Source organism: Bradyrhizobium sp. LeoA1Lang (assembly GCF_055413685.1).
Map to the genome: position 1 here is coordinate 16,184 of NZ_JBVAPG010000030.1, position 23,443 is coordinate 39,626.

General features: G+C 63.9%; 19 protein-coding genes. 12 read left to right on the plus strand and 7 right to left on the minus strand.

Annotated elements, in window-relative coordinates; all coding sequences use genetic code 11:
* Nucleotides 1–204 precede the first annotated feature (204 nt).
* The 3 genes from ACZYOF_RS13160 to ACZYOF_RS13170 all read right to left on the minus strand — a co-directional run bounded on the left by ACZYOF_RS13160 (nt 205) and on the right by ACZYOF_RS13170 (nt 2,808).
* Nucleotides 205–1,119, minus strand: a complete 915-nt coding sequence (locus ACZYOF_RS13160; protein WP_130577151.1) for an SDR family oxidoreductase — start codon at nt 1,117–1,119, stop codon at nt 205–207.
* A 131-nt stretch (nt 1,120–1,250) separates the two neighbouring features.
* Nucleotides 1,251–2,390, minus strand: a complete 1,140-nt coding sequence (locus tag ACZYOF_RS13165; protein WP_130577150.1) for a thiolase C-terminal domain-containing protein — start codon at nt 2,388–2,390, stop codon at nt 1,251–1,253.
* A gap of 4 nt (nt 2,391–2,394) precedes the next feature.
* Nucleotides 2,395–2,808: a Zn-ribbon domain-containing OB-fold protein gene (locus ACZYOF_RS13170; protein ID WP_130577149.1), complete on the minus strand. Its 414-nt coding sequence runs from the start codon at nt 2,806–2,808 to the stop codon at nt 2,395–2,397.
* A 227-nt stretch (nt 2,809–3,035) separates the two neighbouring features.
* Between ACZYOF_RS13170 and ACZYOF_RS13175 the strand changes: the two genes are divergently transcribed.
* The 3 genes from ACZYOF_RS13175 to alkB all read left to right on the plus strand — a co-directional run bounded on the left by ACZYOF_RS13175 (nt 3,036) and on the right by alkB (nt 5,881).
* Entirely contained in the window at nt 3,036–4,385 is a 1,350-nt protein-coding gene (locus tag ACZYOF_RS13175; protein ID WP_463716010.1) for an amidase, read from the plus strand.
* Nucleotides 4,378–5,064: a DUF2848 domain-containing protein gene (locus ACZYOF_RS13180; RefSeq protein ID WP_463716011.1), complete on the plus strand. Its 687-nt coding sequence runs from the start codon at nt 4,378–4,380 to the stop codon at nt 5,062–5,064. The genes ACZYOF_RS13175 and ACZYOF_RS13180 overlap by 8 nt, the downstream gene beginning before the upstream one ends.
* 166 nt (nt 5,065–5,230) lie before the next feature.
* Nucleotides 5,231–5,881, plus strand: coding sequence for a DNA oxidative demethylase AlkB (gene alkB / locus ACZYOF_RS13185; RefSeq protein ID WP_463716012.1), 651 nt, complete (start codon nt 5,231–5,233; stop codon nt 5,879–5,881).
* Between the two features lie 116 nt (nt 5,882–5,997).
* On the opposite strand, the gene ACZYOF_RS13190 is transcribed toward alkB, so the two are convergent.
* The 4 genes from ACZYOF_RS13190 to ACZYOF_RS13205 all read right to left on the minus strand — a co-directional run bounded on the left by ACZYOF_RS13190 (nt 5,998) and on the right by ACZYOF_RS13205 (nt 10,768).
* Nucleotides 5,998–7,626, minus strand: a complete 1,629-nt coding sequence (locus ACZYOF_RS13190; RefSeq protein ID WP_463716013.1) for a thiamine pyrophosphate-dependent enzyme — start codon at nt 7,624–7,626, stop codon at nt 5,998–6,000.
* Nucleotides 7,627–7,743: 117 nt separating this feature from the next.
* The gene (gene hpaD, locus ACZYOF_RS13195; RefSeq protein ID WP_463716014.1) at nt 7,744–8,727 is read right to left on the minus strand and encodes a 3,4-dihydroxyphenylacetate 2,3-dioxygenase; all 984 of its coding nucleotides are present in this window, start codon (nt 8,725–8,727) and stop codon (nt 7,744–7,746) included.
* Nucleotides 8,728–8,835: 108 nt separating this feature from the next.
* Complete coding sequence (hpaE, locus tag ACZYOF_RS13200; protein ID WP_463716015.1) at nt 8,836–10,377, minus strand: 5-carboxymethyl-2-hydroxymuconate semialdehyde dehydrogenase; 1,542 nt, start codon at nt 10,375–10,377, stop codon at nt 8,836–8,838.
* Nucleotides 10,370–10,768 carry a 5-carboxymethyl-2-hydroxymuconate Delta-isomerase gene (locus ACZYOF_RS13205; RefSeq protein WP_130577143.1) on the minus strand — a complete coding sequence of 133 codons (399 nt, stop codon included), beginning with the start codon at nt 10,766–10,768 and terminating at the stop codon, nt 10,370–10,372. The genes hpaE and ACZYOF_RS13205 overlap by 8 nt, the downstream gene beginning before the upstream one ends.
* A gap of 164 nt (nt 10,769–10,932) precedes the next feature.
* On the opposite strand from ACZYOF_RS13205, the gene hpaR reads away from it, so the two are divergent.
* From hpaR to ACZYOF_RS13250, 9 genes are all read left to right on the plus strand, one after another.
* Nucleotides 10,933–11,397: a homoprotocatechuate degradation operon regulator HpaR gene (hpaR, locus tag ACZYOF_RS13210; protein WP_463716016.1), complete on the plus strand. Its 465-nt coding sequence runs from the start codon at nt 10,933–10,935 to the stop codon at nt 11,395–11,397.
* A 298-nt stretch (nt 11,398–11,695) separates the two neighbouring features.
* Nucleotides 11,696–12,841, plus strand: coding sequence for an ABC transporter substrate-binding protein (locus ACZYOF_RS13215; protein WP_394566050.1), 1,146 nt, complete (start codon nt 11,696–11,698; stop codon nt 12,839–12,841).
* A gap of 86 nt (nt 12,842–12,927) precedes the next feature.
* Complete coding sequence (locus ACZYOF_RS13220; protein WP_282529272.1) at nt 12,928–13,803, plus strand: branched-chain amino acid ABC transporter permease; 876 nt, start codon at nt 12,928–12,930, stop codon at nt 13,801–13,803.
* The gene (locus ACZYOF_RS13225; protein ID WP_463716017.1) at nt 13,800–15,578 is read left to right on the plus strand and encodes a branched-chain amino acid ABC transporter ATP-binding protein/permease; all 1,779 of its coding nucleotides are present in this window, start codon (nt 13,800–13,802) and stop codon (nt 15,576–15,578) included. Before ACZYOF_RS13220 ends, ACZYOF_RS13225 begins: the two co-directional genes overlap by 4 nt.
* Nucleotides 15,578–16,306, plus strand: coding sequence for an ABC transporter ATP-binding protein (locus ACZYOF_RS13230; protein ID WP_130577138.1), 729 nt, complete (start codon nt 15,578–15,580; stop codon nt 16,304–16,306). The genes ACZYOF_RS13225 and ACZYOF_RS13230 overlap by 1 nt, the downstream gene beginning before the upstream one ends.
* Before the next feature lie 70 nt (nt 16,307–16,376).
* Complete coding sequence (locus ACZYOF_RS13235) at nt 16,377–17,462, plus strand: malate/lactate/ureidoglycolate dehydrogenase (protein WP_463716018.1); 1,086 nt, start codon at nt 16,377–16,379, stop codon at nt 17,460–17,462.
* Between the two features lie 131 nt (nt 17,463–17,593).
* Nucleotides 17,594–18,373 carry an HpcH/HpaI aldolase family protein gene (locus ACZYOF_RS13240; RefSeq protein WP_463716019.1) on the plus strand — a complete coding sequence of 260 codons (780 nt, stop codon included), beginning with the start codon at nt 17,594–17,596 and terminating at the stop codon, nt 18,371–18,373.
* Nucleotides 18,374–18,487: 114 nt separating this feature from the next.
* Nucleotides 18,488–20,011 carry a UxaA family hydrolase gene (locus ACZYOF_RS13245; RefSeq protein ID WP_463716020.1) on the plus strand — a complete coding sequence of 508 codons (1,524 nt, stop codon included), beginning with the start codon at nt 18,488–18,490 and terminating at the stop codon, nt 20,009–20,011.
* Between the two features lie 164 nt (nt 20,012–20,175).
* Nucleotides 20,176–23,442, plus strand: coding sequence for a transglutaminase family protein (locus ACZYOF_RS13250; RefSeq protein WP_463716021.1), 3,267 nt, complete (start codon nt 20,176–20,178; stop codon nt 23,440–23,442).
* Nucleotide 23,443 lies beyond the last annotated feature (1 nt).

Here is a 23,443-nt window from a genome sequence, read left to right on the forward strand (position 1 = left end):
CAATCCGGCATAATGCGGGCAGCCGTGATGGATCAACCAGAGATAGGCGTCGTCCCGGCAGCAAGCCGGGACGACGTTGTCATGAAAGTATCAGCGTAGGCGGCGGCCGGTAGGGTGGGCAAAGCGAAGCGTGCCCACCATCTAACGGCGTGCTCGGAATGGTGGGCACGCTGCGCTTTGCCCACCCTACGTCTTACCCAAGCTTCAGATCGGGTCCCAGCCGAAGATGTCGGCGGAGCGGTCGAGCTCGTAGAACGAGCCCTTGAGCGCCGGCATGCCGTGTTCGGCGATGGTCTGCGGCGTCCAGCCTTCGCCGCGGTGCACCGAGCGCAGCGGCCGCGACTGGCCCATCAGGAAGATCTCGTTCATGCGGACCGCAAAGATCTGCCCGGTGACCTCCTTGGCGGCGTCGCTGAGCAAATAGGCGCAGACCGGTGCGACCTTCTCCGGCCCCATCTGCTTCATCCTCTCCACGCGCGCCTTCTCGGCGTCGGTCTCGGTTGGAATGGTGCCGATCATGCGGGTCCAGGCGAACGGGGAGACGCAGTTGGAGCGCACGTTGAAGCGGCTCATGTCGAGCGCGATCGACTTCGACAGGCCGACGATACCGAGCTTGGCGGCGGCGTAGTTGGCCTGGCCAAAATTGCCGATCAGGCCCGAGGTCGAGGTGAAGTGCACGAAGGAGCCGCTCTCCTGCTCGCGGAACAGCCGCGCCGCGGCGTGGCTGACGTAGAAAGAGCCCATCAGATGGACCTTGATGACGGCCTCGAACGCTTCCACGCTCATGCGGTGGAAGATCATGTCGCGCAGGATGCCGGCATTGTTGACGACGCCGTCGAGCCGGCCGAAATGATCGGTCGCGGTCTTCACGATCTTGCTGGCCGGGATCGCTTCCGCAACCGACTCGAAATTGGCGACCGCGGTGCCACCGCGCTTCTTGATTTCCTCGACCACCTCCTCGGCTGGGGCGGCGCTCGATCCCGCGCCGTCGGACGTGCCGCCGGGATCGTTGACCACGACCTTGGCGCCTTCAGCGGCGCAGAGCAGCGCGATCTCGCGCCCGATGCCCCGGCCCGCGCCGGTGACGATGATGACCTTGTCCTGCAGTGATTTTGTCATGTGGGTTCTCCGCTCTCTGTTTCGCTTCAAGCCGTCATTCCGGGGCGCGCGAAGCGCGAACCCGGAATCCATTTTGCCGCGCGATGGATTCCGGGCCTGCGCCTATCGGCGCATCCCGGAATGACGGGCTGTTACTTCTCGTTCGTGAAGATGATCGTGCCTGACGCCGCGAACATGCCGCCGACGCCATGGCAGACCGAGATCTTCGCGTCCTTGACCTGCGCCGGCGCAATCCCGCGCATCTGGCGCACGCTCTCCTGCAGCGCGTACATGCCGTACATGCCCGAATGCATGTAGGAGAGGCCGCCGCCATTGGTGTTGAGTGGCAGCTTGCCGCCGGGGCGCGTGTTGCCGTCCGCGATGAACTTGCCGGTCTCCTCGTGCGGCATGAAGCCGAGATCGCCGAGGCCAAAGAGCGGCAGGTGCGCAAAGGCGTCGTAGATCATGAGATGGTCGACGTCCTTGTGGGTGATGCCGGCCTCCTTGAAGGCGAGGGGGCCTGCGACCTTGAAGGCGCGCGAGGAGTTGAAGGTCTCCATCTGGCTGACCATCGGCGTTTCCACGCTCTCGCCGGTGCCGAGGATGTAGACCGGCTTCTGCGGGAAATCCTTGGCCCGATCGGCTGATGTCAGGATGAGCGCGCCGCCGCCATCGGTGACGAGGCAGCACTGCAGGAGGCGGAACGGATAGGCGATCATCCGCGAGTTCAGGACGTCGGCAACCGTGATCGGGTCCTTCATGGTCGCGCGCGGATTCTTCGCGGCCCATTCGCGCTGCACGACGGCGACCATGGCGATCTGCTCATGGGTGATGCCGTAGGTCTTCATGAAGCGCAGTACCGGGATCGGGAACATGCTCGGCGGCCCGTACACGCCGAACGGTGCCTCGAACTGGCCGTTGAGGCTGTCCGGCGGCGTGGAGCGCGGCTGCTTGCCGATCATCGACTTGCCGCTCTCGGCGTGCGTGATCAGCACGGTCTTGCACAGGCCGGCCTCGATCGCGGCCGCGGCATGGCGGACATGCAGCATGAACGAGCAGCCGCCGACCGAGGTGCCGTCGACCCAGGTTGGCTTGATGCCGAGGTAGTGGCAGACCTGCTGTGGCGTCTCGACCGCGGTGGCGAAACCGTCGATGTCGGACAGCTTCAGCCCCGCATCGGCGATGGCATTGAGCGCCGCATCCGCGTGCAACTGGAGCTGCGACATATTGGGGATGACGCCGAGCTCGGTGGTCTCGGCCGCGCCGACGACGGCAACCTGGTTCCTGCGCATCTCTTTAACCCTTCGCCGGACGGAACAAAGGAAGCGTGATCTTGTCGTCGAGCTTCTCGAACGCGACTTCCAACTTCATGTCGAGCTCGAGCGCTTCCGGCGTCTGCGGGCAGTCGATGATATTGCTCATCATGCGCGGGCCCTCATCGAGTTCGACCACCGCAATGGCGTAAGGCGGCGTGAAGCCGGGCGCGGCGGGACGGTGGTTGATGACGTAGCTGTAGAGTGTGCCTTTGCCGCTTGCCTTGAACATGCTGACCTTGCGCGAGGCGCAGGACGGGCAGAACGGGCGAGGCGGAAAGTAGACATGCGAGCAGGCGTCGCAGCGCTGCAGGCGCAATTCGCCGACCTGCGTGCCATCCCAGAAATGCTGGGTTTCCGGCGTCGGTTTCGGTTTTGCGCGTGCAGCTTCGGCCATTCGGCATCCTCCCTGGATCAGGCCGTCAGGCCTCGTTCAAAAACGTGATGCGACAATTGACTATCGGTCGTCAACGGTCCAGCGTTTGCAATCGCATGGCGGTATTCCGAAGACGACAGCGCGCTTGTATGCCAGCCTGTCTCAGGCAATAGTCCGCCACGCGGCAAATCCGCCGCGCCGCGCCTCAAACAACGTTCGACGCCAGAAGAGACCTGAAATCGAAAGCCATGCCTGACAATCCGACCCTTGCCTCACTCGCCGCAGACCTCGAGAGCGGCCGCCTCACGGCCCGCCAACTGGTCGAGCAGTGCCTCGCCAAGATCGCCGATCCCGCGGGCGAGGGGCAGCGCGTCTTCATTCACGTCGACAAGGAAGCCGCGCTCGAGGCTGCCGATGCGATGGACCGCCTGCGCAAGGCGCATGCGGCGCCGTCGCCCTTCGCCGGCATCCCGGTTTCGATCAAGGACCTCTTCGACATCAAGGGGCAGGTGACCCGCGCCGGCTCCCGCGCGCTGGAGGATTCCGCGCCGGCGGAAGCCGACGCGCCGGTGGTGGCGCGGCTTCGCGCAGCCGGCTTTGTCGTGATCGGCCGCACCAACATGACCGAATTTGCCTATTCCGGCATCGGCATCAATCCGCATTACGGCACGCCGAAGAGCGCCTACAACCGCAGTGTCGGCCATGTGCCCGGCGGCTCGTCGTCGGGTGCGGCGGTCTCGATCGCCGACGGCATGGCCTTTGGCGCGCTCGGCACCGATACCGGCGGCTCCTGCCGCATCCCTGCGGCCTTCAACGGCATCGTTGGCTACAAGCCGACGCAGCGGCGCATCCCGCTCGATGGTGGTGTGCCGCTGTCGTTCTCGCTCGACAGCTATGGGCCGCTCGCCAATTCCGTCGCCTGCTGCGCAACGCTCGATGCGGTGCTCGCGAGCGAGCCGGTGACGCCGCTGCAGCCGCGGCCGGTGAAGGGCCTGCGGTTCGCGGTGCCGACCACGGTTGCGCTCGATGACCTCGATGATGCCGTGGCAAAGACGTTCGACCGAGCGCTCGCGGCGCTGTCGAAGGCGGGTGCGCTGATCGAGAAGATCGAGGTGCCGGAGTTCCTCGATGTCGGCATCATGAACGCCAAGGGCGGCTTTGCGGCTTCCGAGAGCTATGCCTGGCACCGCTATCTGCTCGCCAGCAAGGGCGACATCTATGACCCCCGCGTCGCCACGCGCATCATGCGCGGCGAGGGATATCTGGCCGCCGACTACATCGATCTGCTCAATGCGCGAAAATCCTTCATCGCACGCACCGAGAAGCGCATCGCGCCCTATGATGCGCTGCTGCTGCCGACCACGGCCAATGCGCCGCCGAAGATCGCCGACCTCGATGACGACAAGGCGTTCACCGCGGAGAATCTGCGCGCGTTGCGTAACTGCACGTTGATCAACGTGCTCGACGGCTGCGCGATCTCGCTGCCGGCCCATCGTGAAGATGATGTGCCGGTAGGTCTGATGGTCGCCGCCGCAGGCGGATCGGATCGCCGCATCTTCGAGATCGCGGCCGCAATGGAGACCATCATCCGTGTATGACCTCGCTTTCACCATCGACGACAAGGGCATGGCGACGCCACTGACGCTCGCCATCGACCAGGCCGTGATCGCCGGCTGGACCGGTCGCGATCCGGTGGCGCGCGACAAGCATATCGCCGAGCTAGAGGCGATCGGCATTGCGCGGCCGGCGACGACGCCGATCTATTACCGCTGCTCGGCGCGGCGGCTGACCACCGAGGACACGATCGAAGTCTGCGGCGAGGATTCCAGCGGCGAGGTCGAGTTCGTCTTGATCGGCTGGCAGGGCCGCATCTTCGTCGGCTGCGGCTCCGATCACACCGACCGCAAAGTCGAGAGCTACAGCGTCACCGTCTCAAAACAGATGTGCGACAAGCCGATCGCCTCCGAACTGTGGGAGCTGGAGGATGTCATCGACCACTGGGACCAGATGATCCTGCGCTCCTGGGCCTGGATCGATGGCGAGCGCGTGCTCTACCAGGAAGGCACGCTCGACGGCATGCTGCCGGTGAAGGAACTGATCGCGCGCGGCTTCGGCGACAAAGGCCTGCCCGACGGCTGCGCCATGTTCGGCGGCACTTTCGCCGCCAAGGGCGGCATCCGCCCGGCGAGCCGGTTCGAGTTCGAGCTGGAGGATCCGGTGCTGAAGCGAACGATCCGCCACGCGTATGACGTGGTGACGCTGCCGGTTTTGGGGTAGGTAGTCGCCCCATCGTCATTGCGAGCGCAGCGAAGCAATCCATGCCGCAGCGGGCGGAGAGATGGATTGCTTCGCTGCGCTCGCAATGACGCCGCAATATCGGAAATCGGGTGGTTGATAGTCCGCGGATCTGCCACCACCTCGGGACCAAAGCGAGCATTGTGGTTTGACGGCTGATTTATTCGATAGCGTTGCCGAGCGTCCGGCGCGGGAGGTGATCGCGGAAGGCGCGATGATCCTGCGCGGATTTGCGCTTGCGGTTGAGCCCGAGCTGATCCCGGCGTTGCGCGAGATCCTCGCGCAGGCGCCGTTTCGGCGCATGTTTACGCCCGGCGGTTATCAGATGTCGGTGGCGATGACCAATTGCGGCGCGGTCGGCTGGGTCACCGATCGCAGCGGCTATCGTTACGACAGCATTGATCCGGAATCCGGAAAGCAGTGGCCGGCAATGCCGCCGGTGCTCGTGCGCCTGGCGCGCGAGGCGGCGGCGGAGGGCGGCTTCGACGATTTCGGGCCGGATGCCTGCTTGGTGAATCGCTACGAGCCAGGCGCAAGACTGTCGCTGCACCAGGACAAGGACGAGACGGATTTTGCCGCGCCGATCGTCTCGGTGTCGCTCGGCCTGTCCGCGATCTTTCTGTTTGGCGGCGCAAAGCGCAGCGACAAGCCGGCTCGGCATCGGCTGACGCATGGGGATGTCGTGGTGTGGGGCGGCCCGTCGCGATTGTTCTTCCACGGCGTCGCGCCGCTCGCCGACGGTGAGCACACCGTGCTCGGTCGGCAGCGGATCAATCTCACGTTTCGCAAGACGCGATAGCTTCCCCCGTCATTCCGGGGCGCGCGTAGCGCGAGCCCGGAATCCATTTCACCGCGTTACCCGGTGGCGCCATGGATTCCGGGCCTGCGCCTTCGGCGCATCCCGGAATGACAGTGTCAGGGTTTGGCCGGATGAATAAACGCCCACGGGCTCACTTCCGAATCCGTCGGCACCTCGATCGCGATCACATAGGGCGCGGCATCGGCCAGCGCCTTTTCCAGCGCAGGGCGGAAATGATCCGGCGAGGTGACGCGCGCAGCTCCGGCACCAAAGGATTCCGCAAGTTTCACGAAATCCGGATTGACGAGGTCCGACGCCACCACGCGGCCGTCAAAGCGCTCGCGCTGGTCGCGCCGCACATTGCCATAGGAATTGTTGTTGAACACCAGCGTCACCACGCCGATGCGATACTGCACGGCGGTGGAAAGCTCTTGCACACCGAACATGAAACCGCCGTCGCCCGTGATCGCCACCACCGGCTTGTTGGGATTGGCGACTTTGGCGCCGAGCGCGGTCGGAAAGCCGGAGCCGAGTGTGCCCTGATAGCCCGAGGTGATGAAGGTGCGCGGCTCGTAGACGGGAAAGCCATACCAGGAGGCGAAACCGACCTGCGAGAGCTCGTCGGTGACGACAGCATTCGACGGCAGCACCTCGCGGAGAATCTTCAGGTAAGCCATCTGCGGCTGGATGCGCTGGATTTCGCGCGCGGCCGCCGCGGTCGCTTCGCGGATTGCCGCGCGCCGGCCGCTGCTCTTGCCAAGACCAGTCTTGCGTAGGGCCGCCAGCAACTCGGCGCTGCCGGCTTTGGCGTCGCTCACGATGGCGGCATCAGCCGTGAGCCGACGCATTTCGACCGGATCGATGTCGATGCGGATCGATTTGATGCCGTCGGGCTGGTACGGCCAGCGGAATCCTGAGGCCGGCAATTCCATGCGGGTGCCGATCCCGATCATCAGATCGGTCGTCGGCCACAATTTGTAAGCGGCCGCCATGGTCAGCCCGAGCTCATGCGCATTGGAGACGATGCCGCGGCCGCTGCGGAAGGCGACGACGGGCGCATCGATCATTTCCGCAAGCTCGAGAATTTCCTCGCCCGCGTCGATCGCGCCGCTGCCGACAAAGATCATCGGTGTCTTGCTCGCCGCGATCAGCGCGGCCGCCGCCTTGATCCGGTCAGGGTCGGGCAGTGGCGACGGAAACGGCTCGAACGGCTTTGATGGCGCGACGGCGGCACGCTGGGTGAAGACGTCCCAGGGCATCTCGAGCGATGCCGGTCCGCGCCGGCCCGACAGCATCTCCTGGAATGCGCGCGACACCATCGCCGGCGCCGCATCGGGATATTCGATGCGGTCCGCCCATTTCACGAAGGTACGCAGTGTCGCGAGCTGGTCCGGCATCTCATGCAGATGGCCGCGGCCCTTGCCGAGGAACGCGGTCGGCACCTGCCCGGTGAGGCAGAGCACCGGCTCGTTGCAGCCGAAGGCGGTGAGCAGCGCCGCGCTGGCGTTGAGCACGCCGGGGCCGGGCACCACGCTGAACACGCCCGGGCGGCCGCTCGAACGCGCATAGCCGAAGGCCATGTAGCCGCAGGCCTGCTCGTGCCGCGCGCCGATCACCTTGTGCTGCGCCTGATGGAAGGCGTCGAACAGGCCATAGATTTGCGCGCCGGGCAGGCCGAACACCGTGTCGACGCCGTGGGCGACGAGGCCGTTGACGATCGCTTCGCCGCCGCTGGCTGAACTCATCTTGCTATCCATCTGCTTCTTATGCTTCGTCGACAACGGTGTTGCGCAACACGCCGACGCCTTCGGCCTCGATGCCGATCGCATAGGTGGCGAGACGAGGTGGAGACATCGGCTCTCTCAATCTGCAATCGTGACGTCGGCAACGAACAGTGGCTCGCGCACCGCCTGTCCGGCGAATGGCGACCCCTGCTCGAACCAGGAGCGTGGAGCGGGCGCGCCCCACAACGTCTGCCGCCGCGGGTCCTTCAGCGACCAACGCAGTGGCTCATGGTCGTGATCTCCCGTGAAATAGTCGCTGGTGTAAAGCTCGAGCCGATGGCCGTCGGGATCCCTGACATAGAGAAAGAACGCATTGGAAATGCCGTGGCGGCCGGGGCCGCGTTCCATGTTCTTCAGGAAGCCGCTCGACGCCATAACGTCGCAGAGATGCAGGACATTCATCGCGGTCGGCACCCAATAGGCGAAATGGTGCAGGCGAGGGCCTTTGCCGTTGGTGAAGGCGAGGTCGTGCACATTGCCCTTGCGATGCATCCATGCCGCGGCGATGCGTCCGTTCGGGCCGTCTTCTTCGCCATATTCGGTGAGACGAAAGCCGAGCCGTGCGTAGAAATCGATGGTGTCCTGCAGCTCGGCGGCGAAGATATTGAAATGGTCGAGCCGTTGCGGATGACAGCCCTTGTAGAGGTCGTAACGGCGCAAGAGGTGCGGGCGGTTGTCCATCGTCGCGTAGAGCTCAAGCTGGAAGCCGAATGGATCGGAGAACTGCAAGGTGCGGCCCTGGAACGGCTGATCCGAGAAGCGATAATCGACGCCGTGCTCGGAGAAGAACGCCGCCGCCTTGTCGAGGTCAGCATCATTGCCGACCTTGAAGCCGAGCCGGCTGCAGGCTGCTACAGGCGCCTTGCGCAGCACCAGCGAGTGATGCTGATGCTCTTCGGAGCCGCGCAGATAAACCGTCTTGTCGTCCGCGTCCTCGACATGTAGCCCAACGGTGGTCTCATAGAACGCGCGGCTGGCGGCGAGGTCGGTCACGTCGAGCACGACGTGGCTGCAGCGGATGATGTTGAACGGCGGATCAAAGACGTGCTGCGGAACAGGCATCGATGCTTCCCTGCTTGAGGTCGTCATTCCGGGGCAGCCCGCAGGGCTGAACCCGGAATCTCGAGATTCCGGGCTCGATGCTTCGCATCGCCCCGGAATGACGGCGTACTACACTCCCAGTTTCTGTATCTTATGCGTCCCGCGTGCCAGCGAGACGTGCTTGGTTTCCATGTAGAAGTCGAACGAATAATCGCCGCCGTCGCGGCCGATGCCTGACGATTTCATGCCGCCGAACGGCGTCGGCAGGTGCCGGACATTTTCCGAATTGAGCCAGATCATGCCGGCTTCGAGCGCATCCGCTACCCGCAGGGCACGCCCCATGTCACCGGTCCAGACATAGCCGGTGAGGCCATACTGCACGCCGTTGGCGATTTCGACCGCATCTGTCTCGTCGCCGAACGGGATGACGGTAAGGAACGGCCCGAACACCTCTTCCTGTGCTACCCGCATCTTGGAATGCGCAGCCGTAACGAGCGTCGGCTGCACATAATGTCCGCCGCCGGGACCGTCATGCGGCTTGCCGCCAACCGCGATCGTCGCGCCTTCCCGTCGCGCCACGTCGAAATAGGAGCAGACCTTCGCCAGATGCCGTTCATGGATAAGCGGTCCGATCTCGGTTGCGGGATCGAGGGGATGGCCGACCTTCAGTGCCTTGACCCGCGCGGTGAGCTTCTCGATGAACTTCTCCGCGATGCTCTCTTGCACCAGGAGACGGCTCGAGGAGGTGCAGCGCTCGCCGTTTAGCGAGTAGATCATGAACACGACGGCATCGAGCGCGTGCTCGAGATCGGCGTCCTCGAACACGATCACCGGGTTCTTGCCGCCGAGTTCGAAATGTACACGCTTCAGCGTCGGCGCGCCCTGGGCCATGATCGCGGACCCGGTCGCGCTCTCGCCGACGAAGCCGATAGCCTTGATCGCGGGATGCTCGGTCAGCGCCTTGCCGGCCTCCTCGCCGAAACCGTGCACGGTGTTGAGCACGCCGTCGGGCACGCCCGCCTGCTTCACCAGCTTCGCCAATAGATCAGCCGTCACCGGCGACCATTCCGCGGGCTTGTGCACCACCGTGCAGCCGGCGGCGAGCGCGGGCGCGATCTTCCAGGTCGACAGCATGAACGGCGTGTTCCACGGCGTGATCACGCCGACCGGACCGATCGGCGCCCGCGTGGAGATGTTCCAGTGCTCTTCGCTCGGCATGTTGAGGCCGTCTCGCGCCTCGGCGCATTTGTCGGCAAAGAAGCGGAAGTTCTCGGCCGCGCGGATCGCGGCTTTCGCCATGAAGCGATGTGCCTGGCCGGTATCGATGCATTCGAGCACGGCGATATCGTCGGCATGATCCTCGATCGCATCGGCCACGCGATTGAGCAGCTTGCGCCGCATCGAGGCCGACATGTCGCGCCAGGATTTGAAGGCGAGGGCGGCCGCGGTCGCGGCGCGATCGATGTCCTCGGCATTGCCGCGGGCCACGGTTGCCAGCACGGCGCCGTCGATCGGCGACTTTGTCTCGAAGGTCTGCCCGGAGATCGATGGCACGACCTTGCCATCGATCATGTGGCCGATTCCCTCCGCCTTCAGCTTTGCCAGCAGCGGCGCGGCGCGGTCGCGGTTGGCCTGGAATAATTCGGCCGATTTCGGCCTCGCTTTATCCATGGACAGTCTCCACCTTCAGCGCATCGTGGATATTGTTGCGCTTCCAGCTCGTCTCCTTGTCGTTGATCTGCATGTCGAACGACAGCGCGAATTTGCTGCTCGCGAATACCGGGTCGAGATAAGTCGATAGCGCTCTGAAGATATGTTCTCCCGCCTTCTTGCGGGTTGCGAGATCGCGGCCTTCGCCGAGCCGCAGCACCATGTCGAGAAAGCCGTAAACGTTTCGTCCGTCGGCGATCGCGTAGTGCTCGCATCTGATGGCGCGAACGCGGATGCCGCCGAGCGGGAAGATGCCGGTCTCGACCGCCGCCTTGCGCACGAGTTCGACGACTTCGCCCATGTCGAGGTGGGAATCCAGGTTGGCCGAATATTCGATGGTGAAATGCGGCATGGCGGATCACTCATGGTGCGCTGGAATGATTAACATGTTAAGTGTATCGGCGTAAATTGATTTGCGCTTTGTTGCGCCGCAAAAGATTGGCGATGGCACGGAAGAAATCATCATTGAACGGTTCGCGGCCGCGCGCGGCGGCAGAGACGAGGCAGCGTGGGCCGATGCGTGAATTTTCCCGCTCGCTGCCGATGTCGCTCTTGCGCGCGCGTGAGGCAGTGATGCGGCAGTTCCGTCCCTCGCTGCGCCATCATGGGCTCACGGAGCAACAATGGCGCATCCTGCGCGCGCTGACCTCGGTGGAGGCGATCGAGGTCACCGATCTCGCGCGGCTCGCCTTCCTGCTCGGGCCGAGCCTGTCGCGCATCCTGCGTGACCTCGAGGCGCGCGGGCTGATCGAGCGCCGTTCGGCGGAGGCGGACCTGCGGCGCGCCGTGGTGTCGATCTCGCCGAAGGGATTGAAGCTGATCGAAGCGGTCGCGCCGACATCGGAAGCGATCTACGCCGCCATTACAAAACGTTACGGCGCGCGCAAGCTTGCTGAACTGCAGGCGATGCTGGGCGCGCTCGAAGAAAGCCTTGCGAGCTTGTCAGGCGCGGAAGGGGAAACGGTTGAGGTCGATGAGTAAATGCAAAATTTGCATGATGATATGTGCTAGGACGCATAGCTCGCCTTTCCTGCACATCGTTTGAGCACAAAGGAATTGGTAGGCCCACGGAATCTGCCGGAATAGTCATGATCTCGTCGGCATTAATCTTTCTTGATGCGCGCGGATAACGATGCGTCTCCATCGTTAGTCGAAAACACCGCAATATCAATTTACTCCGAGACGGAGAGTCCGTAAGTACGCATGCGGTTCGCGCCCCGTCGGGGATCGCCAACAGCAAGAAGGGCCGACGAAGACGCCCGGCCTCAGGGAGAAACCAATGAAACTGACGAGACGCGATTTCGCGGCTGGCGTCGTCGCCGGCCTTGCCGCCCCCCACATCATTACGAGCGCAAGAGCGCAGGGCGCCACGATCAAGATCGGCATGTGCGCGCCGGTCACCGGTCCCGCCGCCGAATCCGGCCGCTACGCCATCCAGGGTGCGAAGCTTGCACTCGAAGCCGTCAACAAGGCTGGCGGCATCCTCGGCAAGCAGGCCGAGTTGATCATCGAAGACGATCAGACCACCAATCCCGGCATCGTGCTGGCATTCTCCAAGCTCGCTGCGCAATCCGACATCGTCGGTTTCCTTGGTTCGATCCGGTCGACCCAGGTGCACGCTATGGCGCCCGACGTGCTCAAGCTCGGCAAGCCCGTGATGATCGGGGGAACCGATCCGAACCTCACTCACATGGGCAATCAGTGGCTGTTCCGCTTCCGTCCGAATGACAGCTATTCCGGGCGCGTCATCGCCGAGTATGGGGTCAACACGCTCGGCAAGAAGAAATGGGCCGTGCTGCATTCGACCGACGCGTTCGGCACCGCAGGCGGCAAGGCCCTGACCGCTGCGTTGGAAAAGCTCGGCTGTGCGCCCGTGCTCGACCAGGGTTATGCCAACCAGAGTCAGGACTTCACCCCGGTCGTGCTCGCGATCAAGCAATCCGGCGCAGACATTCTTGGCTCCTACTTCACCTTCGAGAACGACCTCGGCATCTTTGCCCGGCAGTTGCGCCAGCTCGGCGTCAACATTCCCTGGGTCGGCTCGCCCTCGATCGTCAATATCACCGCGCTGAAACTCGCCGGGCCTGCGCTGTACAACACCTATGGTGTCGCGGACTACGCGGAAGATTCCAGCGAAGCCTCCAAGGCGTTCGGCAAGCTCTATCGTGATGCGGTCAAGGTCGCGCCGGATAACCAGAGCTCTTGGCCCTATGACGCGGTCACGGTGCTGTCGGCGGCAATCAACAAGGCCGGCTCGACCGAGCCTGCAAAAATCCGTGAGGCGATCCTGTCGATCAAGAAATTCCCCGGCGCCGAAGGCGAGTATAATTTCGACCAGAACGGCGATGGTTTACACGGCTACAACATCGTGAAAAACGAGAAGGGCAATATCGTCTTCGACAAGCACATTGAATTCAACGATTGACCACTTTTTCGGCCTCTTCGTTCTCCACGAAGAGGCCGAAAACCTTTCGGCGAATTCCTTAGGTCTCCTCCTAACCGAAGCTTGTCATGGATCTCGTCCTTCAACTGCTGTTTACCGGCATCGGCATCGGCGCCGTCTACGCGCTGGTCGCGCTCGGTTTCGTGCTGATCTTCCGCGCCACCAATGTGGTGAATTTCGCGCAAGGCGAATTCTCCATGGTCGCGGCCTATCTGATGGTGGTGTTCGCCGTCGATCTCGGCTGGCCCTACTGGCTGTCATTCCTGATCGCGCTTGGCGGCATGGCGCTGCTCGGCGTCATCTTCAATCTCGGCGTCTATTATCCGCTGCGCCACCGCACGTTCCTGCCGGTCATCATCGCCACCATCGGCGCCTCGATCCTGCTCTCCAATTCGGTGCTGGCGATCTACGGCCCGCAGCCGCAGGTGCTGCAGGGATGGTTCGAGACGCCCGGCATCCAGCTCGGCCCGGTCTATCTCGACAGCCAGTATCTGCTGATCATCGCGGTGACGATCGCGCTCGTGATCTTCAACTACTGGTTCTTCGAGAAGACGCTGCTCGGCAAGAAGCTGCAGGCGACCTCGCAGGACAAGGAAATGGCCTCGCTGCTCGGCATTTCCGTCTCCACCATGATCATGATCACCTTCATTTATTCCGCCGTGCTCGGCGGCTTGGCCGGCATCCTGGTCGCACCGGTGCTGTTCGTCTCGATCCAGATGGGCTCGACGATCGCGCTCAAGGCATTCGCAGCCACCATCATCGGCGGCTTCGGCGACGTCGCCGGCGCCATCATCGGCGGGCTCGCGCTCGGCGTCATCGAGACTTTTGGCGCGGCCTACATTTCGGTTCCCTACAAGGATGGTTTCGCTTTCCTGGTCCTGGTCGCTTTCCTGATCTTCCGGCCGCAGGGCATCTTCGGCGAACGTGTGGCGGAGAAAGCATGAGCGCACCCAGCGACAACATGCCGATTCCGGCACCCGCGGTCCGCTCGAGACCGCTTCTGCTCCGCCATCTGCCGTACTTCATCGGCGCGGCGATCCTGGTGGCGCTTGCCGCAGGATTGCGGTTCGACGGCTACATCCTCAACATCCTGCTGCAAGCGACGACGTTCTCGATTGCAGTGTTCGGCCTGTCGGTCGTGCTCGGCCTGTGCGGGCAGATCAATCTGGCGCAGGCGGCGTTCTTCGGGCTCGGCGCCTATGCGGTCGGCCTCGGAACGAACGACCTGCATCTCAGCTTCTGGCTGTGCCTTGTCGGTGGCTGCGTGGTCGCGCTGCTTGCCGGCGCGCTCCTGGGGATGTCGACCTTGCGGCTCGGCGGGCATTACCTCGCGATGGTGACGATCTCGTTCCAGCAGATCGTTACGCTTGTCATGATCAACGCGATCTGGCTGACGCATGGCCCCGACGGCGTCTCCAATATCCGCCGTCCCGAACTGTTCCAGACGTCGCAGAGCTATCTCGCCTTCTGCGTCGCCATGCTCGCGATCGTCGGCTATCTGGTCTGGCATCTCTCCGACACCAAGCTCGGCCGCGCAATGCGGGCCGTGCGCGACAACGAACTCGCGGCCGGCGTCAACGGCATCGACGTGTTCCGCACCAAGATCTACGCCTTCGCGCTCTGTGCGCTGCTCGGCGGCCTGGCGGGCGGCCTGTTTGCTGGCGGCTTCGCCTATGTCAGTCCCGATCAATTCTCGTTCGCGGAATCGATCGTGTTCCTGACGATGTCGTTGCTTGGCGGCGTCGCTTCGCCGATCGGCTCGGCGATCGGCACGGGGCTGCTGATCCTGATTCCGGAATGGCTGCGTTTCCTCAAGAGCGTGCCCGGGCTTTATCTGGCCATTTACGGCCTGTTCGTGATCCTGATCATTCGCTTCATGCCAGACGGCATCTGGGGCTTCGTCGCCGATGCCTTCAGCCGCTGGCGCGCGCACATCAAGGCGCCGCCTGTGGCGGCTGCGCTGCAGTTGAAGCCTGCGACCGTCGGCGGCGAGTTCGTGCTTGAGGTGACCAGCCTGTCGAAGCATTTCGGCGGCCTCAAAGCCGTCGATGGCGTCGACATCGCGGTGAGGCGCGGCGGCGTCCACGCGCTGATCGGGCCGAACGGCTCCGGCAAGACCACGACGCTCAACGTGCTCTCCGGCCTCTACGAGGCGACCTCGGGCAAGATCGTGCTCGACGGCACCGACATCACCCACATGCCGCCGCATCAGCGCACGGCCGCGGGACTCGGCCGCACCTTCCAGAACATCCGTCTGTTCCGTTCGATGACGGCGCTCGAGAATGTCGAGATCGGCGCCGAGCGGCCCGGCAACGCGATGATCGGGAAGGGCGAGGACGCGCTGACCGAGCGGGCGATGGAGGCGTTGACCTTCGTCGGCCTAGGCCACCGGGCCAACGAACTGATCTCGAGCTTCTCCTACGGCCACCAGCGCCTGATCGAGATTGCCCGCGCGCTCGCCGCCAATCCGACGCTGCTGCTGCTGGACGAGCCAGCCGCCGGCTTGAACTCGACCGAGAAGCTCGAACTGCATGAGCTGCTCAAGCGCATCGCGGCGCAGGGCCTCACCATCCTGATCATCGATCACGACATGACGCTCGTCTCCGAAGCCGCCCAGCACATCACGGTGCTCAATTTCGGTCGCCGCATCGCGGACGGCGAATCCATGGCGGTGCTGCGCCATCCCGATGTCGTCTCTGCCTATCTCGGGAGCGAATGATGCCGCTGCTCGAAATCCGTAATCTCGTGGTCCGCTACGGCGAAATCGAAGCGCTGCGCGGCGTCACCATCGCCGTCGAGGCGGGGCAGGTGGTGACCTTGCTCGGTGCGAATGGTGCCGGCAAGTCCACCACGCTTCGCGCCATCTCGGGGCTCGCCAAGCCCACGTCCGGCGAAATCCTGTTCGACGGCGAGTCGATCGCCGGCCTTGGGCCGGAAGCGATCGTCCGGCTCGGCATCTCGCATGTGCCGGAGGGCAGGCGGGTGTTCCCGGGCCTCACGGTCAAGGAAAACATCATGCTCGGCGCGTCGAACCGAAAGGCTTCGTCGGCGCAGATCTCGCGCGAGGCGGATGCGATGTTCGACCTGTTCCCGGACATTCGCGCCTTCGCCGATGCGCTGGGCTGGACGCTGTCCGGTGGCCAGTTGCAGATGGTCGCCGTTGCTCGTGGATTGATGGCGAAGCCGCGGCTGCTCTTGCTGGACGAGCCTTCGTTGGGACTGGCGCCCGTCATCGTGCAGGCGGTGTTCCGCATCATTTCGCAGATCAGGAAAGACACCACGGTCTTGCTTGTTGAGCAAAATGCGCGCATGGGACTTTCGGTCGCCGATCACGGCTTCGTCCTGGAAACGGGGCGGATTGTGCTTGGCGGCAAGCCCGACGAATTGTGGGGCAATGAGGCCATCGCCGCGGCCTATCTCGGCGGTCACGCCAAGGCCAGCGCATAAGAAGCATGATCCGGAGGTGCCGGTTTCCCGGAAGGATCATGCTCCAAACCAAGGAGCGAGTGACATATCCATGGTGACGATCAAGGTCGATAATCTCATCAATTTTGTCGCTGAAGTCTTTTCCCACGCCGAATCCTCGCCCGAAGAAGCCCGTCGCATTGCAACATATTTGACGACCGCCAATCTCACCGGGCACGACAGCCACGGCGTGATCCGCGTACCCGTCTATATCCGCTGGAAGAAAATGGGCTCCGTGGTTCCGAACCAGACCGCCGAGGTCGTGGTTGATACGCCTTCGCTTGCGGTCGTCGACGGCAAGTTCGGCTACGGGCAGACGGTTGCGCCGGTCGCCGTCAGGATCGGCATCGAAAAGTGCAAGAAGGCAGGACTTGCCGCGGTTGCGCTGCGCAATGCCGGCCATATCGGCCGCGTCGGCGATTGGGCGGAGATGGCCGCCGCCGAAGGGCTGGTGTCGGTGCATTTCGTCAATGCCGCGGGTTCGCTCCTGGTTGCGCCGTTCGGCGGCGTCGAGAAACGGCTGTCGACCGCGCCCTATTGCGTCGGCATTCCGCGCGAAGGCCAGGACCCGATCGTGCTCGATTTCGCCACCTCGATCGTCGCCGAGGGCAAGGTGCTGGTCGCAAGCCGCGGCGGCAAGAAACTGCCTGTTGGCGCGCTGGTCGATTCCGACGGTACCTTGAGTGAAGATCCGCACGTGCTGTATGGGCCATACACCCCGGATGGGCCGCGCGATCACACCAAGGGCACCGGCGCGATCCGTGCGTTCGGTGAGCACAAGGGCTCTGGCCTCGCGTTCATCTGTGAACTGCTCGGCGGCGCGCTGACCGGAACGGGCGCGACCGCGCCGGACCGGCGTTTCGCCAACGGCATGCTGGCGTTCTATGTCGATCCCAAGGTGGTCGATCCCGCCAATTTCTTCGACGGCGAAATCTCGCGCTATGTCGACTTCATCCGCGAGACCAAGCCGATTGCCGGTACCGATAACGTGCTGATCCCGGGCGATCCCGAAAGAAAGACCCGCGCCGAGCGCACCAGGAACGGCATCCCCTTGCCTGACGACACCTGGACGGCGATAGTGAATACCGCGCGCGAAGTCGGCGTCAGCGAAGTCAGCATCCAGCGGGCAACAGGCTAACGAGCACCCATCATCGCGAGCGGAGTGAGGCAATCCATGTCGTCACAAGCGAAGTATGGATTGCTTCGTCGCTATCGCTCCTCGCAATGACGGCATGGCCATGACGGTGAGAACAAGGGAAGGACGGCAAAGTGGCAAATAACAAGGTCAAGCAAATCTGGGCGTCAGGCAAAGCCGTGGTGAACGCATGGCTGGCGATCCCGTCGGGCTTTTCGGCCGAAGTGATCGCGCAATGCGGTTTTGACAGCGTCACCGTCGACATGCAGCATGGTGTGCAGGATTATCTCTCGATGGTGCAATGCTTCCAGGCTATGAACGGTCACCCGGTGACGCCGATGGTGCGCGTGCCCTGGAACGACCCCGGCATCATCGGCAAGGTGCTCGACGGCGGCGCCTATGGCGTGATCTGCCCGATGGTCAACACGCCCGAGGAAGCCAAGAACCTCGTCTCTTATGCGAAGTATCCGCCGAAGGGCACGCGCTCCAACGGCCCGATCCGCTCTGGCATGTACGGCTCGGCCGGCACCTATCAGCAGACCGCAAATGATGAGATCGTGCTGTTGCCGATGATGGAAACCAGGACCGCGGTCGAGAACATGGAAGCGATCCTCGACGTCGAGGGCATCGACGGCGTCTATATCGGTCCGTCCGACCTCGGCTTCTCCTACGGCCTGGTGCCGAAGCTCGATCGCGACGAGCCGGAGATCCTCAAAATCTACGAGAAGATCGTCAAGGAATGCGGCAAGCGCGGCCTCAACCCCGGCATCCACTGCAGCGGCGCCGAAGGCGCGGTCCGTGCGATCAACATGGGCTTCAAGCTCGTCACGCTCTCGAACGAGAGCGGCTTGATGATGACCTACGCCAGGATGCAGGTGAACCAGACCCGCAAAGAGTCTGGCGGAAAAGCGTGAGAAGCGAATAGCGAGTAGGGAATGGCGAATAGGGATAGCGAGCGCAGCGATCTTATTCGCTACTCGCCATTCGCTATTCGCCCCTCGCAACCATTCGCCCCAAAGGAGACCCCCATGGCCCCGGCACCCGTGATCCGCCTGCATCCCGATGACAGCGTGCTGATCGCGCGCGCCAGCCTGCCGCCGGGGCTTGAGGTCGCCAACGGCGTCACCGCGGTTGACCGCATTCCGGCCGGCCACAAGGTCGCGATCAAGCCGATCGCGGAGGGCGAGCCGATCAAGCGCTATGGCCAGATCATCGGCTTTGCCACAGCGCCGATCGCGCCGGGCCAGCATGTCCACACCCAGAATTGCGGCATGGGCGATTTCGCCAAGGACTACGCCTACGGCGTCGACGTGAAGCCGGTGCCGAATTTCGATCTGCCCGCGACCTTCGACGGCATCCGCCGTCCCGACGGGCGCGTCGCGACGCGCAACTATATCGGCATCCTCACCTCCGTGAATTGCAGCGCCCATGTCGCTAGCCTCGTCGCCGACGTCTTCAAGAAGAATCCGTTCACCGGCGACAATCCGCTGGCCGATTTTCCGAATGTCGACGGCGTCGTCGCGCTGACCCACAAGACCGGCTGCGGCATGACGCAGGACGAGCCATTGGCGCTGCTTCGCCGCACGCTCGGCGGCTATGCGCGGCATGCGAATTTCTCCGCGGTGATCGTGCTCGGTCTCGGCTGCGAAGTGAACCAGATCGGCGGCCTGATGCAGGAGCAGAAGCTCGCCGGCCGCCTGCGCGCGATGGACATCCAGGAAGTCGGCGGCACCCGCAAGACCGTGGAAGCCGGCGTCGCCTTCGTGCGCGAAGCACTCGCCGACGCCAACAAGGTCAAGCGCGAGAAGGTCGCGGCGAGCGAGCTCACGGTGGCGCTGCAATGCGGCGGCTCCGACGGCTATTCCGGCGTCTCCGCCAATCCCGCGCTCGGCGCCGCCAGCGATCTCCTCGTGCGGCACGGCGGCACCGTGATCTTGTCCGAGACTCCGGAGACCTATGGCGCTGAGCATCTGCTGACACGCCGCGCCGTCAGCCGCGAGGTCGGCGAGAAGCTGGTCGGCCTGATGCGCTGGTGGGAAGAATACACGCAGCGCGAAGGCGCCGAGATGAACGCAAATCCGAGCCCCGGCAACAAGGCCGGCGGCCTCACCACGATCCTCGAGAAATCGCTTGGCGCGATGGCGAAGGCCGGCAGCACCAATCTCGTTGACGTGCTGCACTACGCCGAGCCGGTGACCAAGCGCGGATTCGTGTTCATGGATACGCCCGGTTACGACCCGGTGGCGGCGACCGGGCAGGTGGCGGGCGGCGCCAATCTGGTCTGCTTCACCACGGGACGCGGCAGCGTGTTCGGCTGCAAGCCCGCGCCCTCGATCAAGCTCGCCACCAACACGCCCATGTACAAGCGCATGGAAGACGACATGGACGTCAATTGCGGCACCATCCTCGATGGCGAGGAGAGCGTGCAGGAATGCGGCCAGCGCATTTTTGATCTCATGCTGAAGACGGCATCCGGCCAGCCCACCAAGAGCGAGAGCTTCGATTTCGGCGGCGCCGAGTTCGCGCCGTGGGTGCTCGGCGCGACGATGTGAGAAGGCGAATGGTGAGTGGCGAGTAGCGAATAGGGCCGTTCCGTTCTATTCGCCACTCGCTATTCGCCACTCGCCCGCCTGCTAGGCAGGCGTGCCCGTTGTTAGTGCTTGCCGTCGGCCGGAACCAGTGTTCTGCTCAAAAAAGCTGCTGGAGTCCGCCATCCGTGTCGATCTTCGTCGCACTGCATCACGTTACGCATTACAAGTACGACCGACCGATCGACCTCGGGCCCCAGACCGTTCGCCTGCGTCCGGCGCCGCATACGCGCACGCCGATCCTGAGCTATTCGCTCAAGGTCACGCCAGCCAATCATTTCGTGAACTGGCAGCAGGACCCTCAGGGCAACTGGCTGGCGCGCCTGGTGTTTCCGGAGAAGGCAACCGAGCTCAAGATCGAAGTCGATTTCACGGCGCAGATGACCGTGATCAATCCGTTCGACTTCTTCGTCGAGTCATACGCCACCTCCTATCCGTTCCAATACACGAGCGATCTCAAGAACGAGCTCGCGCCTTATCTCGCAACCATCGAGCCGGGCCCGCTGTTTGCCGACTATCTGAAAGAGATTCCGCGCGAGGCAGACGGCACCGTCAATTTCCTGGTCGACCTCAACGCAAAGCTGCGCGAGAAAATCCGCTACGTCATTCGCATGGAGCCCGGCGTGCAGACGCCGGAGCAGACGCTGGCCGCCGGCGCGGGCTCCTGCCGTGACTCGGCATGGCTGTTGATCCAGATTCTGCGCCATCTCGGTTTCGCCGCACGCTTCGTCTCCGGCTATCTGATCCAGCTTCGTCCCGATATCGATCCGGTCGAGGGCCCGCGCGAGGTCGACAACGACTTCACCGACCTGCATGCCTGGGCCGAAGTCTATTTGCCCGGTGCGGGGTGGATCGGCTTCGACGTCACCTCGGGCATGCTGACGGGCGAGGGGCACATCCCCGTTGCAGCCACGCCGCACTACCGCTCGGCAGCGCCGATCTCCGGCACTGCCGGCTTCGCCAATGTCGATTTTGCCTTCGAGATGAGCGTCAAGCGCATCCGCGAGGCGCCGCGGATCACGCGTCCGTTCTCGGATGAATCCTGGGCGCGGCTCGACGCGCTCGGCGAGCAGGTCGACGCTGATTTGAAGACGGAAGACGTGCGGCTCACCATGGGCGGCGAGCCGACCTTCGTCTCGGTCGATGATCTCGAAGCGCCGGAATGGAACATCGCCGCGGTCGGTCCGACCAAGCGTGCGCTCGCAGATGACCTGATCCGCCGCCTGCGCGATCGTTTCGCGCCGGGCGGCTTGCTGCACTACGGCCAGGGCAAATGGTATCCGGGCGAAAGCCTACCGCGCTGGGCCTTCGGCCTCTACTGGCGCAAGGACGGCGTGCCGATCTGGAAGAATGCCGATCTGATCGCGAAGATCGAAAACCCGTACAAGGCAGAGATCAAAGACGCCGAGCGCTTCGCCGTGACCATGGCGCAGAAGCTCGCGCTGGCGGCCGACTACGTCATGCCGGCCTTCGAGGATCCCGCCTACTGGCTCCAGCGCGAAGCCGCGCTTCCGGCCAATGTCAGCCCTGAGAATTCCAAACTATCCGATCCGGAAGAGCGCTCGCGTCTCGCGCGGGTGTTCGACCACGGGCTGACGACGCCGAAGGGCTATGTGCTGCCGATCCAACGCTTCACCCCACTTGCCGGCCGCGTTCCCGCCCGCTGGCGTAGCGAGCACTGGAAGATCCGGCGCAGCCACCTGTTCCTGTCGCCGGGCGATTCTCCGCTGGGACTGCGGCTGCCGATCTCCTCGCTCGAATACGTCGCGCCGGAAGATTATCCCTACATCATCGAGACCGATCCGATGGCGCCGCGCAGCGGCCTGCCGGATTTCGACGAGGAATTGAAGCGGCTGCTTGAGGACCTCCCGGAGCCGCCGCCGGTGCGCACGGCGATGTCGATCGAAATCCGCGATGGCACCCTGTGCGCCTTCATGCCGCCGGTCGAGAAGGCCGAGGACTATCTCGAACTGGTGACGGCGCTCGAGGCGACCGCCGAAGAATTGCAGATGCCTGTGCATGTCGAGGGCTACGCGCCGCCGTTCGATCCCCGCATCGAGGTCATCAAGGTCACGCCCGATCCCGGCGTGATCGAGATCAACATCCAGCCGGCACAAAGCTGGCGCGAGGCGGTCGATATCACTTTCGGCCTCTATGAGGACGCCGCGAAAGTACGGCTCGGCGCCAACCGTTTCCTGATCGATGGTCGCCACACCGGCACCGGCGGCGGCAACCACGTCGTGGTCGGCGGCAGCAATCCGCAGGATTCGCCGTTCCTGCGCCGTCCCGATCTGTTGAAGAGCCTCGTGCTGTATTGGCAACGGCATCCGTCGCTGTCCTATCTGTTCTCCGGCATGTTCATCGGCCCGACCAGCCAGGCGCCGCGGATCGATGAAGCGCGCCATGACGGGCTCTATGAACTCGAGATCGCGCTCGCCCATGTGCCGCCGGCAGGCGTCGAAGCGCCGCTGTGGCTGGCGGACCGGCTGTTCCGGCACATCCTGGTCGACATCACCGGCAACACCCACCGCGCCGAGATCTGCATCGACAAGCTCTACTCGCCCGATGGCCCGACCGGCCGGCTCGGCCTGGTCGAATTCCGCGCGCTCGAAATGCCGCCCGATCCCAGGATGTCGCTGGCGCAGCAGCTCCTGATCCGCGCGCTGATCGCAAAATTCTGGCGCGAGCCGCAGCAGGGCAAGTTCGTGCGCTGGGGTACGACGCTGCATGACCGCTTCATGCTGCCGCATTTCCTCTGGGAAGACTTTTTGGACGTGCTCGCCGACCTCAGGCTGTCCGGCTACGATTTCTCGCCGGAGTGGTACACGGCGCAGCTCGAATTCCGTTTCCCGATGTTCGGCCATGTCCACCATGGCGGCGTCGCGCTGGAACTGCGGCAAGCGCTCGAGCCATGGCATGTGCTGGGCGAGGAGGGATCTGCCGGCGGCACGGTGCGCTATGTCGATTCCTCGGTCGAGCGGTTGCAGGTGAAGGCATCGGGCTTTGTCGACGGCCGCCATGTCATCACCTGCAACGGCAGGCGGATGCCGATGACGGGGACCGGACGGTCGGGCGAAGCGGTCGCGGGCGTCCGCTTCAAGGCCTGGCAGCCGGCCTCCGGCCTGCATCCGACCATCCCCGTGCATGCGCCGCTGACCTTTGACCTGATCGACACCTGGAACGGCCGCTCGCTCGGCGGCTGCGTCTACCATGTCGCCCATCCCGGTGGCCGCAACTACGAGACCAAGCCGGTCAATTCCTACGAGGCCGAGGCGCGGCGGCTGGCCCGCTTCCAGGACCACGGCCATACCCCCGGCAGGATCGAGCCGCCGCCGGAAGAACGCACAATTGAATTCCCGCTGACCCTCGACTTGCGGACGCCGCTCCTGCATTGAT